The organism is Hymenobacter sp. CRA2, from assembly GCF_002007105.1.
GTDB lineage: Bacteria > Bacteroidota > Bacteroidia > Cytophagales > Hymenobacteraceae > Solirubrum.
Genome location: NZ_MVBC01000004.1, coordinates 172,156 through 186,804, shown reverse-complemented (window position 1 = coordinate 186,804; position 14,649 = coordinate 172,156). Strand labels below are relative to the sequence as shown.

At 65.7% G+C, this 14,649-nt stretch carries 14 protein-coding genes; 7 read left to right on the top strand and 7 right to left on the bottom strand.

The features are described 5' to 3' along the window. Positions 1-83: 83 nt before the first annotated feature. The 4 genes from B0919_RS08745 to B0919_RS08730 all read left to right on the top strand — a co-directional run bounded on the left by B0919_RS08745 (position 84) and on the right by B0919_RS08730 (position 4,398). Complete coding sequence (locus tag B0919_RS08745; protein WP_078011855.1) at positions 84-722, top strand: cyclase family protein; 639 nt, start codon at positions 84-86, stop codon at positions 720-722. 158 nt (positions 723-880) lie between these two features. Continuing rightward, a complete protein-coding gene (locus B0919_RS08740; RefSeq protein WP_078011854.1) occupies positions 881-1,867 on the top strand; it encodes an NADP-dependent phosphogluconate dehydrogenase in 987 nt (328 codons plus the stop codon). Between the two features lie 148 nt (positions 1,868-2,015). Continuing rightward, a complete protein-coding gene (locus tag B0919_RS08735; protein ID WP_078011853.1) occupies positions 2,016-3,779 on the top strand; it encodes a M28 family metallopeptidase in 1,764 nt (587 codons plus the stop codon). Positions 3,780-3,813: 34 nt separating this feature from the next. Beyond that, complete coding sequence (locus B0919_RS08730) at positions 3,814-4,398, top strand: hypothetical protein (protein ID WP_078011852.1); 585 nt, start codon at positions 3,814-3,816, stop codon at positions 4,396-4,398. A 50-nt stretch (positions 4,399-4,448) separates the two neighbouring features. Here B0919_RS08730 and B0919_RS08725 read toward each other — a convergent pair whose 3' ends face one another. The 3 genes from B0919_RS08725 to B0919_RS08715 are packed head-to-tail and all read right to left on the bottom strand — an operon-like array spanning position 4,449 to position 5,926. Beyond that, complete coding sequence (locus B0919_RS08725) at positions 4,449-5,180, bottom strand: carbon-nitrogen hydrolase family protein (protein ID WP_078011851.1); 732 nt, start codon at positions 5,178-5,180, stop codon at positions 4,449-4,451. A 12-nt stretch (positions 5,181-5,192) separates the two neighbouring features. Then, positions 5,193-5,564, bottom strand: a complete 372-nt coding sequence (locus B0919_RS08720; RefSeq protein ID WP_176132933.1) for a hypothetical protein — start codon at positions 5,562-5,564, stop codon at positions 5,193-5,195. Beyond that, on the bottom strand, positions 5,537-5,926 hold the full coding sequence (locus tag B0919_RS08715; protein ID WP_139362007.1) for a hypothetical protein: 390 nt from the start codon (positions 5,924-5,926) through the stop codon (positions 5,537-5,539). The genes B0919_RS08720 and B0919_RS08715 overlap by 28 nt, the downstream gene beginning before the upstream one ends. Positions 5,927-6,198: 272 nt before the next feature. Between B0919_RS08715 and B0919_RS08710 the strand changes: the two genes are divergently transcribed. Together B0919_RS08710 and B0919_RS08705 are read left to right on the top strand one after the other, a co-directional pair. Next, on the top strand, positions 6,199-6,810 hold the full coding sequence (locus B0919_RS08710) for a TMEM175 family protein (protein WP_078011848.1): 612 nt from the start codon (positions 6,199-6,201) through the stop codon (positions 6,808-6,810). 47 nt (positions 6,811-6,857) lie between these two features. Further along, positions 6,858-7,589, top strand: a complete 732-nt coding sequence (locus B0919_RS08705) for an SGNH/GDSL hydrolase family protein (protein ID WP_078011847.1) — start codon at positions 6,858-6,860, stop codon at positions 7,587-7,589. Between the two features lie 31 nt (positions 7,590-7,620). Here B0919_RS08705 and B0919_RS08700 read toward each other — a convergent pair whose 3' ends face one another. Then, entirely contained in the window at positions 7,621-8,808 is a 1,188-nt protein-coding gene (locus tag B0919_RS08700; protein ID WP_139362006.1) for a hypothetical protein, read from the bottom strand. Positions 8,809-8,863: 55 nt separating this feature from the next. After that, positions 8,864-11,464, bottom strand: a complete 2,601-nt coding sequence (locus tag B0919_RS08695) for a polynucleotide kinase-phosphatase (RefSeq protein WP_078011845.1) — start codon at positions 11,462-11,464, stop codon at positions 8,864-8,866. 215 nt (positions 11,465-11,679) lie between these two features. Between B0919_RS08695 and B0919_RS08690 the strand changes: the two genes are divergently transcribed. Further along, on the top strand, positions 11,680-12,057 hold the full coding sequence (locus B0919_RS08690; protein ID WP_078011844.1) for a hypothetical protein: 378 nt from the start codon (positions 11,680-11,682) through the stop codon (positions 12,055-12,057). A gap of 5 nt (positions 12,058-12,062) precedes the next feature. Here B0919_RS08690 and B0919_RS08685 read toward each other — a convergent pair whose 3' ends face one another. Both B0919_RS08685 and B0919_RS08680 read right to left on the bottom strand, forming a co-directional pair. Continuing rightward, positions 12,063-12,503 (bottom strand): DUF5991 domain-containing protein, encoded by a 441-nt coding sequence (locus tag B0919_RS08685; protein WP_078011843.1) that lies wholly within the window; start codon positions 12,501-12,503, stop codon positions 12,063-12,065. A gap of 70 nt (positions 12,504-12,573) precedes the next feature. Further along, positions 12,574-14,553 (bottom strand): OmpA family protein, encoded by a 1,980-nt coding sequence (locus B0919_RS08680; RefSeq protein WP_078011842.1) that lies wholly within the window; start codon positions 14,551-14,553, stop codon positions 12,574-12,576. Positions 14,554-14,649 lie beyond the last annotated feature (96 nt).

The following is a 14,649-nucleotide window of genomic DNA, read 5'->3' as shown; positions in this document are numbered from 1 at the left end:
CTTCGGTGATAAGGTCCTTCGCCTGCGCCGTACGCCAGATCAAGGATGACGGGCGACTATTATTTGACCAACCATCACCTAACATGTCCGACTCCCCCACTTCCTCGCCCTGGCTGGACCTGACCACGCCCATCACCGACCAGATGCTGCACTGGCCCGACAACGCCCCCGTGCACATTCGCCCGACGCGCAGCATGGACTGGGGCGACCCGGCCAACGTGACGGAACTGAGCCTGAGCGCCCACACCGCCACCCATGTAGACGCCCCGCGCCACTTCCTGGCCGACGGCGACGACGTGACCCAAATCGACCTGCAGACGCTCATGGGCCCGGCCCGCGTGGTGGAAATCGAGCACGAACGGTTCATCACCCGCGAGGAGCTGGAGAAGCTGCCCAACGTGCAACCCGGCGAGCGGCTGCTCTTCCGCACCCGCAACTCGCACCGGCCCTGGGCCACGGCGCCCTTCAACCCCGATTTTGTGCGGGTGCGCGCCGATGCGGCCGAGTGGCTGCGCGAGCGGCAAGTGGCCTGCGTGGGCGTCGATTACTTATCTGTAGGCCCGGCGGATACGCACAAGATTTTGCTCGGGGCGGGCATTACCGTCATCGAGGGACTGAACCTGCTGACTGTGGCGCCGGGCCGCTACGAAATCATCTGTCTGCCCCTGCTCATCGAAGGCGCCGACGGCGCGCCGGCCCGCATCATTGCCCGGAAAATGTGAGATGGTGAGGCGGTGAAATGGTGAGTTAACGGCCCTTCTCGGAGAAGCTAGTAAAGGCTTGGCTGTCAGGCATCGGCCTCATTCATCATTCATTTACCTTCCCTGGCATCTCGCTTCCCCCTCTTCTCAACTTACCACCTCACCATTTCACCTTTAAGATGAGCAACACGCAAATTGGGGTCGTTGGCCTCGGCAAAATGGGTGCGGCCCTGGCCCAGCAGGCGGCCGAAAAAGGCTTCCCCGTCGTGGGCATGGACATCCGGCCCCGGCCCGATCTGGAATCCGACATGATTCAGGTGGTTGGTACGCTGCCGGAGCTGGCCTTATGCCTGGAGCGCCCGCGCAAAGTTTTCCTGTACATCCCGGCCGGGGCCGCCGTCGACGGCATTATCGAGCAGTTGCTGACGGTGCTGGAGCCCGGCGACGTCATCGTCGACGGCGGCAACTCCTACTGGGGCGACTCCATCCGGCGGGCCAAGCGGCTGCAGCAGCAGGGCGTGTACTTCATCGACTGCGGCACCAGCGGCGGCCCGGCCGGGGCCCGCACGGGCGCCTGCTACATGGTGGGCGGCGAGGCCGCGGCCGTGGCCCTGCTCCAGGACTTTTTCGTGGCTACGGCCGTGCCAGGCGGCTTTCTGCACACCGGCCCCGCCGGCTCGGGTCACTACGTGAAGCTGGTGCACAACGGCATCGAGTTCGGTATGCTGCAGGCCATCGGCGAGGGCATGGGCCTGCTCACGCACTTCCGCGAGAAGCTGGATATCAGCGCCATCCTGCAGTTGTGGAACAACGGCTCGGTGGTGCGCTCCTGGCTGATCGAGCTGATGCGCAAAACCTACGACCAGGAAGGCGGCTTCACCGTGCCCAGCTACATCGAGGACACCGGTGAGGTGAACTGGCTGGTAGCCGACGCGCTGCACATGGAGGTGCCCATTCCGGTCATTACGCAGTCGGTGGTGCAGCTCTTCACCTCCCGCGACAAGGACCCGACCTGGGCCAAGGCCATTGCCATGATGCGCCACGGTTTCGGCGGCCACCCCTACGGCGAGGACGCAGGCATCCGGCACGAGCGGCAGTTCGGGCGCGTGGGCGAGTACGAGCAGCCCGAGCAGACGGGTGAGCAGCCAGAAAACAACCCTAAGTAAGCTGAAACGACGCCGCCGAAGCGCGTCGAAACAGCTGGTATAGCTGGCTGTTTCGACGCGCTCCGGCGCTATGGCATGAGGGCGGGCTTGCCGCTTCTGCGGCAAGCGTTGTAAGTTGCCGTTCTTCCCGGCTGTTGACCTCTCCGTTATGCCTAGTTTGATTCTGCCGCGCGCAGGCGGCTTCTCTTCGGCCCTGCTGGGCGCCCTGCTACTGGCCGGCTGCCGCGCCCAGCCTACCACCACGCAGGCCATTACGCCCGCGCTGCAACAGCTGTCGACCGCCGTTGTGCCGCAAGCCGCTGATCAGGCCGCTCCGGGCGGCGACGCGGCGCCCAGCACCGCCGAGCCGGCCATTGACGCCGCCACGATTGGGCGCTACCTGCAAGCGGTGTCGGCCGACGACATGCTGGGCCGCAAGCCGTTTACCGAGGGCGAAACACGCATCACGCGCTACCTGGCGGAGCAGTTCAAGCGCCTAGGGCTACAGCCAGCACCGGGCGGAAGCTATTTCCAGCCTGTGCCGCTGGTCGAAATTACCGCTACGCCCTCACCCACTCTGCAGGTGAAAGGCTCGGGCAAGAGCCTGAGCTTCCAGTACAAGACTGATTTTGTGACCTTCACGCAGCGCGAGCAGCCCAAGGTGGCCGTCGCCAATTCGCCGCTGGTGTTTGTGGGCTACGGCGTGGTGGCGCCTGAGTACAACTGGAACGACTACCAGGGCCTCGACGTGAAGGGCAAAACCGTGGTGGTGCTGGTAAACGACCCCGGCAACGCGGGCACCGACACCACTCTGTTCCGCGGCAAGGCCATGACCTACTACGGCCGCTGGACCTACAAGTACGAGGAAGCCGCCCGTCACGGGGCCGCCGCCGTGCTCATCGTGCACGATACCAAGCCGGCCGCCTACCCGTGGTCGGTGGTGCTGAGTGGGGCCGTGAGCCCCAAGCTGCGCGCCCAGACGGCCAACAAAGGCGCCGACAAATGCGCCCTGGAAGGCTGGCTGACCCTGGACGCGGCTAAGAAGCTGTTTCAGGCCGCCGGCCTGCGCTACGACGAACAGTACGCCGCCGCCAACAAGCCCGGCTTCCGCCCCCGCGCCCTAGGCGGCCTCACGCTCACCGGCAGCATCGAGAACAAGCTGCGCCGCCAGACCTCGCAGAACGTGCTGGCCGTGCTGCCCGGCACCTCGCGCGCCGATGAATACATCGTGTACTCGGCCCACTGGGACCATTTCGGCGTGGGCAAGGCCATTGCGGGCGACTCCATCTACAACGGCGCCGTGGACGACGGCACCGGCCTGGCCGCCCTGCTGAGCATTGCCGAGGCCTTCCAGCAAGCCCCGCAGAAGCCCCAGCGCAGCATCGTGTTCCTGGCCGTGACGGGCGAAGAGCAGGGCCTGCTGGGCTCGGCCTACTACGCCCAGCACCCGGCATTTCCGCTCAAGAAGACCGTGGCCGACCTGAACATGGACATGCTCTGGCCCTACGGGCAGATGAAGGACCTCACCGTCATCGGCTACGGCCAATCGGAGCTGGAGGACTACGCCCGCGCCGCCGCCCGGGCCCAGGGCCGCTACCTGCTGCCCGACCAGACGCCCGAAACCGGCATGTTCTACCGCTCCGACCACTTCAGCTTCGCCCACGTGGGCGTGCCCTCGCTCTACGCCAGCGGCGGCTTCGAGAGCCGCGCCCAGGGCAAGGCCTACATTGCCGAGCAGCGCCAGCGCTACACCACCGACATGTACCACAAGCCAGCCGACCAGTTCGACCCGAGTTGGGACCTGTCGGGCATCGCGCAGGACGCCGAGCTGTACTTGCGCGTGGGCCAGCGCCTGGCCGGCGAAACTTCGTTTCCGCAGTGGCGGGAAGGCTCGGAGTTTCGGGCGGCGCGGGAGATAAGTATGGGCCGGTAGTGCGTGTAAGTTGGCTGCAAAACTGCCCCTGGCTGTGCACCAGATAATCAAAACATCTTCTTTCGCACGGGCTGGTACGCTGCTCAAAGTCGAGAACAACACGTTAACCTACGGGCAGCAATCCATTCCGCTGCACCTTGTTTCGGGTATCCGGTATGGAGTCGAGCCGATTCAACTCGACATGTTTTACATCGGGCGCGAATACACGTTGGCTCTTCGGGCCGGGAACGAAACCATAACCATCCATCTACGGATGTTCTTCGGGTTGTCGAAGAGGTATTTTCAGGAGCTCTTCACGCGCCTAATCGACAGTATTTGGGACGAAACGTTCGTCCGACTGGTCAATGAAACCATTGAGCAGCTATTAACTGGCACGGAAGTCAAAATCGGCTCGTGCGCGGTTAGCAAGCATGGCATCAGCTGCAAAAAGGCGTTCATTCCCTGGGCGGCGTTGGCGTACGAAAAGAAATACAACCGACTGACGATTAATCACCAGCAAGATTCCGATGTCTGGACCAATCTGTACTACGTCAGCGACTACAATGCGCAAGTATTGGCGGCGGTGCTTGACTGGGTGTTTGAGCAAAATGGCTTGATCGAACTGCAAAGCGAGCAGTAAAAGCCAGCGCGGGTCCGAATAGAAAATTGGCCTTCACGACCGTCCGCCCTCTATCGGACTAAGCTGCCAGCGCGCCGAGGGGTGGATTCGGAGCGCCGCGAGACCCCGCGGCTGGTCAGCAGCAGCCCCGCCCCGGCGGCTACGCAGAGCCAGCCCAGCGCGTCGCCGAGGCGCGTGTAGAGCGTGGGCACGAGCGGTGAAACGGGGGTGCGGACCAGTAGCGTTTGGCCGGGCAGGCGGCGGCTGAGCCGTTCGGCCACCACGCGGCCGTAGGCGTCGCTGACCGTCAGCAGGCCGTTGCGGGCGGCCCGCACGATCAAGTAGCCGTTTTCCACGCCGTGGGTAGCCGTCATGCGCTCCGCCAATTGCCCGTCGGGGTCAAAATCCCAGGCAGGAACCAGCAGGGCGCCTACCCGGCGGCGGGCGTAGGCCCGACCCAACGCCGCAAAGTGCAGGTCTTTGCAGATGGCCAGCCCCACGGGCTGCCCGGCCACAGCGCGTACGGTATACGCCTGCCCCGCAGCAAACGCTTGCTCCGGGGGCGCCAGGTAGTGCTTCTGATACGTATCCAGCAGCTGACCATCGGGGGCGAACAGCCAGGCCACGTTCAGGTGCCCGCCGGTGCGCTCCACGCCCACGCCGGCTTCCAGCCACACGCGGTAGCGGGCCGCCCAGCCGCTCATTTGCCGCTGCCACGCCTGCGCCTGGGCGGTCGTCAGCAGCCCGCCTATTTTCTCGGGCAGCACCACTACCTGCGCGCCCTGCGCGGCCAAAGTCGCCACGTGCCGCTCGTACTACCGCAGAATGCCGGCCGCGTACTCGGCCGAGGCCCGGGGCCCGATGGCGTCGTCGATGGAGGCCAGCCCAAACGTTACTACCGACCCGTTTAGCGGCTGCCGCAGCCGCCAGGTGCCGTAGCCCAGCGCCGCGGCCAGCAGCACCACCGGGGCAGCGTAAGCCCACGCGCCGCCCGGCAGCCGGCGCCCACACGTAAGCCCCAGAGCCAGCGCTGATTGCCCCAGCGTCAGCAGGAATAACAGTCCGGGCACGCCCAGCAACGCCGTAAGCTGCAGCAGCGGTAAGCAACGGGCCTGCGAATACGCTCTGCCCCAGTTGCCGTCGGGCAGCCACGCGGCCATCAGGGTATCGGCCCCGACCCACAGCACGGGTAGGCCAGCACCGTCCAGGCGGCGCGGTAGCGGAGCACAACGCGCCGGGCCGCCAGCACCAGAAACGTCCAGAGTGCGGCTTGGGCCGCTACGGCACCCAGCGCGGCGCCCGTCGGCATCACCAAGCGGTAGTAAGGCCAGTTGACGCTGGTACCGATAAGGGCAGCCAGCAGCACCAGAAGCCGGGCGCGGGGCTGCGGCTGACGCCAAGCCAGTGCCAGTAGCAACCCCGGCATCAGCCAGGCCAGCCACCCCACCGGCTCCAGCCCCACCAACCAGCGCATGCCAAGACCGATGAGCACGGCCGCCGCCACGTGTAGTAACAGATTGGGTTGAAGGGCGCGGGCAGCGGCGGGCATGGAAAGTCTTTACGGATGCGTTTGCGGCGCACGCATTATAACTAATTGCCTCATAGCGTCACCGGGAATGAGTAGCAGGCTTTTTCCTACTTTGCTTGCGCTGCGGCTCCTGTTCAGCACCGCTCGTGCTACTTTGCTGCCGTTTATGCCCAAATTTTAGCCTTGGAGTTGCGGGCGACGCTCGAGAGAATGCAGTTGGCTGCCGCCTACGCGGCAAAGGCAACCGTGTCTTTGGTAGCTCACCTGCACGTCCTCGTTACCCTGCATTTTTCATGCACAAAAACCGCCTAGAAGCCTTCAGCGACGGGGTGCTGGCCATCATCCTCACCATCATGGTGCTGGAAATCAAGGTGCCGCATGGCCACGACTTTGCCGCGCTGCGGCCGCTGCTGCCCGTGTTTCTGAGCTACGTGCTGAGCTTCATTTACATCGGCATTTACTGGAACAACCACCACCACATGCTCAGCAGCGCCGGGCGCATCAGCGGCGGCATTCTGTGGGCCAATCTGCACCTGCTGTTCTGGTTGTCGCTGGTGCCCTTTGCCACCGGCTGGATGGGCGAAAACGGCTTCACCTCGGCCACCATGGCCGTGTACGGGGTAGTGCTGCTGATGTCGGGGGCGGCGTACTGGATGCTGCAGGGCCGCATCATTGCCGATGACGGGCCCGATTCGGTGCTGGCCTACGCTATCGGTAAGGACCTGAAGGGCAAGGCCTCGCCCCCGCTGTACCTGCTGGGTATTCTGGTTAGCTTCTGGCAGCCCTGGCTGGCCGGGGCCGTGTACGTGTTCGTGGCCTTTATGTGGCTGATTCCCGACCGCCGCATCGAGCGCACGCTCAACCGTAAAAAAGCAGACCAGGCGGAGCACCTGGCGGCGCACTAGCACCGGGCAGCCGTATCTTCCTCATTACTGACTTCTTTCGCCTGCTCATGCCCCGCTTCCTGCCCGCCACGTTGGCCTTGCTCCTGTTCAGCAGCCAGTTGCTCGCCCAACAGGCGCCCACGCAGCCCCAGCCCGACCACCCGCTGCGCACCGATTGGGCCAAGCTCGCCCGCTACGCCTCGGCCAACGTCCAGTTGCCCGCGCCCAAAGCCGGCACGCCCCGCGTAGTGCTTATGGGCAACTCCATCACCGAAGGCTGGCCCAAAGCCGACCCGGCGTTTTTCGCCGGTAAGCCCTACGAGTACATCGGCCGGGGCATCAGCGGGCAAACCTCGCCGCAGATGCTGGTGCGCTTCCGCCAGGACGTGCTGGAGCTGAAGCCGGCCGTGGCCGTCATTGCGGCCGGCACCAACGACGTGGCCCAGAACACGGGTCCCTACAGCCCGCAGGCGACGATGAACAACATCAAATCCATGGCCGAGCTGGCCCGGGCCCAGGGCGTGCGCGTGGTCCTATGCTCGGTGCTGCCGGCTATTGATTTCTGGTGGCGCAAAGGCCTGGAGCCCGCGCCCAAAATCGTGGCCCTGAACGAGCAGATCAAAGCCTACGCCCGCCAGCAGCACTTCGTGTACCTGGATTACCACACGGCCATGGTCGACGAGCGGCAGGGCCTGAAGGCCACCCTCGCCGACGACGGTGTGCACCCCAACCTGGCCGGCTACCGCGTGATGGAGCCCCTGCTGCAGCAAGCCGTGGCGCAGGCCTTGAAGCAGAAATAGCCCTGCTACAGCCGCGGCCCGGGACAGCGGCTTAGTTGCGCACCAAAAAGTAGTGCACGTCGAAGCGGCCTTTACTGACTTGTAGGGGCTTAGCGCGCGGGGCGTCAGCGCGCAGCTGCCCTTCGAACGTGCCGGAGAGAATCCGCGCCTCCGGATCCAGCCGGGTGATGGTCACCCGGGCGGGTCTGATGTCTTGGGTAGCCGCCCGGGGTCCGCGGCGGTCCAGGGCGTTGGCTTGGCTGTAGAGGCTGTCGGTGACCTTGTCTTGTAGTACGAGGTCAAAATTTTCGCTGGCCTCCTGGGGCGACTCCAACTCATACGTGCCCGGCCCGCTCACGCGGCCCAGCCAGATGGATAGCTGCTGCCGATTGGTAGGCCCCGCGTGCAACTCGGTCATGATTCGGAACGAGTAGATGCGCGTGGTGGGGTCGACGTATTCGAGGGCCGCCGAGGCCCGCACGGGACACTGATCCGTGCACGCCTGGCCGTCGAAGCAGTGGCCGAAGTTGCGCCACACCTTGCCGGCCAGCTCAAAGCCCAGGGTGCCGGCCCCGCGCTGCGTGGCGGGCGGCAGCGTCAGCCGGGGCGCCGACTGGGGGATGCTGTCGAGGCGTTGTTGCTCCTGCCAGCAGCGCTGCTGCCCCGCTTTCAAGGCATCGGCGCGGTATTGCTTGGTAGAATCAGGGCCGAAATACACCGCCGCTTTGTCGACCAGGGCCCAGCCTTGGGGGTGCTCGTCCTCAGCCGACGTTACCCATTGCCACACGGGCGTGAGCGGCACTATTTTGACCGTGCGGCTGTGCCGGGTTTCTGAGCTATGCAGGCTCCAGTACTCGCACTGCTGCCGCGCTACGACGGCCCCGTTCTGGCGGGCGTAGATGTACGTGGTCTTCCAGGTAGCGCCGCTGTCGTTGGTGCCGAAAAAGAAGTGGTACTGATACGACAAGGGAATTAGCCCAAAGCCCCAGGGCCACAGGCAGAGCAACAGCCACACCGGCAAGAGCCCAAGCAACACGCTCCACAGCAGCCGCGGCAGCCACCGCAACTCAGGCAGGCGCCGGGCCACAAACGGCGAAAGCACCCAGATGCCGCAGTGCAGGGCACTGCTCACGGCGCGGTTGCTGAAGGCCAGCGGCGTGAGCCACTCCAGCAGGCTCAGCAGTACGCACAACAGCCAGCCGCGCGCCAGCACGCCGCTTAGATTGTGAGGACGCAGCAACCGGTGTGCAAGAGAGAATTCCGGTTCCAGCGGATCAGCAGGCCTCTCCATCGGCTTACAGGCGCGGGTCCACAGCCTCGCTTTCCAGCGCCAGCACCCCGAACACGCACTGGTGCACCGCGCGCAGCGGCTGCCCGGCCACGAAACGCTCCAGCCCTTCCACGCCGAGGGCAAATTCGCGCAGGGCCAGGTTGCGCTTGGCCTTCACGTTCCGCTCGCGCAGGCGCTCCAGGTTGCCGGGCAGCAGGTAATCGGGGCCGTAGATGATGCGCAGGTACTCGCGGCCGCGGCACTTCAGCGCCGGCTGCACCAGGTGCTTCTGCCCAGCGGGGATAAATTCGTAGGGCTTCACCACCATGCCTTCGCCGCCGGCCGCCGTGAGGTCGGTCCACCACTGAATGGCTACTTCCACATCCGGAATGTCCTGCACGTGTACCACGCGGAAAGGCGTGGCGCGCAGCAGGCCCTCGTCGGCCAGGCAAACGGCGCGCAGCGTTTCCATGTGCCACACATGGTCCTTGTCGAAGTAAGTCCGGCCTTCGGTGGCCAGCAGGTGGAAGGGTGCTAGGCGCAAATCGTCCAGGCTTTCCACCGGCCAGCAGTAGCGGCGGTACGCGGCGGCGTAGTGCTCGGCGGCCGTTTGCCGGGCCGTGGTGCGGGCCAGCAGCGCCTCGATGCCATCGAGGCCGCGGGTGGCGGCCCGGCTGAGCACGGCTGCCGCCTCGGGCAGGGCGGCGGTGGCCGCGGCAGCCACGGCGGCGTACTGGTTCTTGATCAACTCCTGCGCCTTGGCCGACCACGGCAGCAGCTCGGCATCGAGGCACACCCAATCGGTCTGGAACTTCTCCCAGAAGCCACTGTTGGTCAGAGCATCCTGCAGGCGGGCCAGGAAAGCAGCTTCCAGCGCGTCGTCGGTGAAGAAGTTGCGCCCGGTGCGGGTGTACACCTTGCCTGGCCCCTCGCTCACCACGCCGAAGCGGCGGCGGGCGGTGTCCTCGTCGCGGGCCAGCACCACCACCACGCGGCTGCCCATGTGCTTTTCCTCGCACACCACGCGCTGCTGGCCTTGGCGGCGGAAGTAGTCGAAGGCCTCGGCCGGGTGCTCCAGCATGTCCGGCAGCGCCGACGTCTCCGACGGTGACATGGTGGGCGGCAGATACAGCAGCCACTTGGGGTTCAGGGCGAAGCGCGACATGACTTCCAGCGCGGCGGCCGCGTTTTCCTCCCGAATGGTCACCGAAGGCAGCAGCCGCGTCCTGACAATCTGCTTGCCCGTTACGTCGCGGATGTCGAGCACGTCGTCGTGCTGCTGCTGGGCAGTGAGCTCGGCTGCGGCGTCGGCGGCCTGGGCGGGCCGCAGCGGGCGCACCGGCTCGCAGTATACCTTGGCGGCGGGCACCGATACCAGTTCCCGCTCGGGGTAGCGCAGGGCCGTGAGGCGGCCGCCAAACACGCAGCCCGTGTCGATGTCAATGGTGTTGTTGAGCCATTCGGGCTCGGGCACGGGCGTGTGGCCGTACACCACCATGGCCCGGCCGCGGTACTCGGCGGCCCAGTTGTAGCGCACCGGCAGGCCGAACTCGTCGATTTCGCCCGTCGTCTCGCCGAACAGGGCAAAGGCCCGCACGGCGCCCGAGCCGCGGCCCTGCATTTCCTCGCGCATGCCGGCGTGAGCCACCACCAGGCGGCCGTCGTCGAGCACGTAGTGGCTCACCAGCCCGTCGAGAAACTGGCGCACCTGGTTTTTGAAGGTATCCGACTCGCCGGCCAGCTGGGCCAACGTTTCGGCAAAGCCGTGTTTCTCGTTGACCTGCTTGCCGTTGAGGTGGCGCAGCAGCTTGATGTCGTGGTTGCCAGGCACGCACAGGGCGGTGCCGTCCTGCACCATGCGCATCACCAGCCGCAGCACCGCCGGGGAGGCCGGGCCGCGGTCGACCAGGTCGCCCAGGAACACGGCGCGGCGACCGGTCGGGGCCGTGACGCGCACGCCCAGGTCGCGCGGGTCGAGGCGCGGCTCCTCCTCCACGGCGTAGCCCAGCGCGGTGAGCAGCTGCACCAGCTCGTGGTAGCAGCCGTGCACGTCGCCGATAAGGTCGAAGGGGCCGGTTTCGTGGCGCAGGTTGTTGTGCAGCGGGTCGCGCACCACGGCCTGCACCGCGTCGATTTCCTCGGGGCCGCGCAGGTGGTAGATGTGACGGAAGCCCTCGGCCTTGAGCGTTTTGAGCGAGCGGCGCAACTGCTGGCGCTGCTGCGGCACCACGTGGCGGCCCAGGTGCTGGCGCTCGGCGCGCTGCTGGTTGCGGTCCTCGGCCAGGCGGTCGGGCACGTCGAGCACCACGGCGGCGGGCAGCACGTGGTAGCTGCGGGCCAGCTCGATGAGGCTCTTGCGGGCTTCGGGCTGCACGTTGGTGGCGTCGACCACCGTCAGCAGCCCGCGCTTCAGGCGCAGGCCCACGAGGTAGTGCAGCAGGGCAAAGGCATCCGTAGTGGCACCCTGGTCGTTTTCGTCGTCGGAAACCAGAGCCCGGCAATGGTCGGAGGAGACAATTTCGGTGGGCCGGAACAGCCGGCGCGCAAAGGTGCTCTTGCCCGCGCCCGAAGTGCCGATGAGCAGCACCAGGGAAAGTTCGGGGAGCTTGAGGGAGGTCAGGGGCATTGAAAAGAGAATCAGAACAAGAGGCCGATGCCGTCTACCTTTATTAGCCGAAGCGTAGGTAGCCGCACGACACTTGTGTACTTATGGAAGCTAGTATAAGGCAACTGCTTATTGAATTTGCCAGCGGGAAAAGTACGCGGGCGGCAGTCCTGGCCAAACTACCACCCGGTTTTCAGCTGACAAAGGAATACGTTCGGGCAGAATTAACCGCGGCCATGGCCCAACACGATGCCGATGAGTTGGACAGGACCATTGACCTGCTGTGGCTTTCCGAGGACACTGCGGACTTGATCGACCTGCTGCATCAGCTCCTGCTCGTGCCGCATCACTGGAGTCATCAGCAAATTGCCCGTGAGCTGCAACGCCTGCGCCATGCCAGCAGCGTGCCTTTTATCCGGGCCGCGCTCGAAACCAACTTTGACTACCTGGCCTACTCCGGCTCCAGGCGCAGCGTCATTGCCAAGTGGTTCAGCTGGGCCCTGCACGATATCGGTACGCCCGAAGCCATTCAGACTATGCGCGAGTTTGCCGAAACCGGCCGGAAAGGCATCCGCAAGGAAATGCGCTACCGCCTCAGCAAAATCAACGGTTAACGGGCTTACTTCCGCACAAAGCACTGCTGCCCGTCCTGGTACTTCTCCGTCAGGCGGGGCTGCAGCTTGCCCCAGTACGTAAGGATGCGGCCGCTTTGGGGGTCTTTGTGCAGCCGAAACAGCACGTCGCCGGACTTGAGCTGCTGGTAACCGCTGCCGTCGAGCCCCTGCACAAAAACGACCTGCGCATCCTGGTCGGTGCCGACGGCGCGCACTTTCAGCTTCATAAAAGTCTGCTGCCCTTCCACGGCCAGCTCGCCGCTTAGGTTACCGGCCTGCGGCTTCAGTTGCAGATTCCACATCATGGCCATGCTATAACCGGCCAGGGCCTTGGTGGGCTCCTCTTCGTAGCGGTACGAACCGGCCCAGCTCTGCACCCCGGCGGCCGGCGGGGTGGCAACCCATAACGAAACCCAGGCGGCGAACGGCAGGCTCAACGTCAGCATGGCAGTGGCAGGGATGGTGGAGCTTCTTCTAACGGCCAAACGCCTCGTTTGGCTGCACCGCCCGCCCCGCCTAGCGCCCCGTCACCCGAAACTCCACCCGCCGGTTCAGCTGGCGCGTGGCTTCCTGCGCGTTGCTGGCGCGGGGCTCGGCGCCGCCCAGCCCGATGCCGGTGATGCGGCCTTCGGCAATGCCGTGGTTGACCAGATAGGCCTTTACGGCGGCCACGCGCTGCTGGCTCAGTTCCACGTTTTTCTGCGGGTCGCCCACGTTGTCGGTGTGGCCGCGCAGCTCGATGGTCATGCCGGGGTTGTTGGTGAGCAGGACTACCAGCTGATCCAGCGCCGGCGTCGACGACGACAGCAGCGCCGCCTGCCCCTGCTCAAATTGCACCTTATCCAGCGACAGGGTGGTGCCCACGTTCAGGGGCCGCAGCAGAATGTCCTGCACCGAGGCCCCCGGCGCCAGCGTATACAGACTGTCGACGGACAAGTAGCCGGCCAGCTGCACCTGCGTCACGTAGGGGTAGCCGGTCTGCCCGCCCACGGCAAAGGTGCCCTGGGGCGTCAGTTGCACGGTAATTTCGGGGCCGCCCGTGCCGCGCAGGCGCAGCTGCGCCTGCGGCAGCGGCTGGTAGGTTACGGCATCGAGCACGCGGCCGCGCCAGAGGGCCGTACTAGGCGTGCGGGGCGCGGTAACAGGCTTGGCCGGCGAGCGAAAGACGTTGCAGCCGGCCAGGTCGGTGTAGATGCCCTTCCGTACTTGGGTAGCCTGACGCAGGTTCAGGTCTACGTCGTACAGCGCCTTGGGGCCGGCCAGGTATAGGCGCCGCCGCCCGGCCGCGTCGCGCTGCACCAGCAGGTCGCTGTAGCCGCCGCGCTCCGGCAGGCCCCCGAGCTGCATCAGCTCGGTGCCAGGGCGCCGGGTGGTGAGGTCAATCTTTAGCAGGGAGCCGTCGGTGCTGTAGACTTCGTAGAGCGCGTTGTCGTCGTCGATGCAGAAATTGGCGTGGGTACCGGCGCCGGGAAAGCCGATGGCGGCGTAATACGGCGTCTTGCGCAGCGGGTCGGCGGCCCAGACCACGGAGACGGAGTCGGTAGCGGGGCTGACGCGCACCAGCAGATCGGCGCTGCTGGTGATGAAGTACAGGTCGCCCCGCTCGTCGGTGGCGGCCGAAATCCAGACGTTTTCGGAGCCCTGCCGCGGCAGCCGCCACGGGGTGTATTCGCCGGTGTGGGTGGCCGGGTTGTAGCGGTACACCAGCTCCGGCGCGTCCGTCGGCGACTTGGTCACCGCGTACAGGCAGTTGTCGAAGCCCTTGGCCAGGGCGTACGACTGGAAGGGCAAGGCCAGCCGGTGCTGCTTGGGCGCGGTGCTCGGGCGGCTCACCGAGAATTCGTGAATCGTGCGGCAGTCGTCTTCCCACTGCCCGTTGTGAAAGCGCAGGGCGGCAATGCCGTACATCTTGTCGTCGCAGGGCTGCTCGGCGTAGCGCCGGCTCGGCAGGCCCTTGCCGGCAAAGACGAAGGACTCCAACAGTTGCCTGCCCGCGGCCAGATGGCGGCCGTCGGCCGCCGCGACGGCGCGGTATTCCAGCTCGAACGCGTAGCCCCCGCGCCACAGCTGCCGGCCCAGCACGTGGGTACGCCCGCCGCCGGTAGCCGCGTAGGTATAGTCGTAGCGGATTTCCTGGTACGTGCCGGCGTCGTGCTGCTCCAGGCGCAGCACCCGCGCCTGGGGCTGCGCCATGATGCCCTGCCACACCGAGTCGGCCTGACCGGCGGCCAGCAGGTTGAGGTTCAGGCGGCGCGCCGGCACCGGCCGAATAGTCAGGCTGACGGCGGCCTGCGCCTGCGCCCACTCTTCCCCCGCGTAGAAGCTCACGACCGGCGGTTTGGTGTCGGATTGGTACACCTGCCAGTCGCGCGGGTACACGAGGCGGTAGCCCGCGCGGGCGTCGGTGTAGGCTTGGCCGGCCGCGGGCACCTGAGCCAGCAGGCGGAGCGGCAGCCCCACAACCCACAGTATCAGCAGCAACAACTTGATTCGCATCGGCCCCGGCACCCAGCATTACGGACTGGGTATCCCAAAAATACGAAGCCTTTGCCAGCTGCCCGGGTAAAAGTCCGGCCGACAGACGTTTTGGCG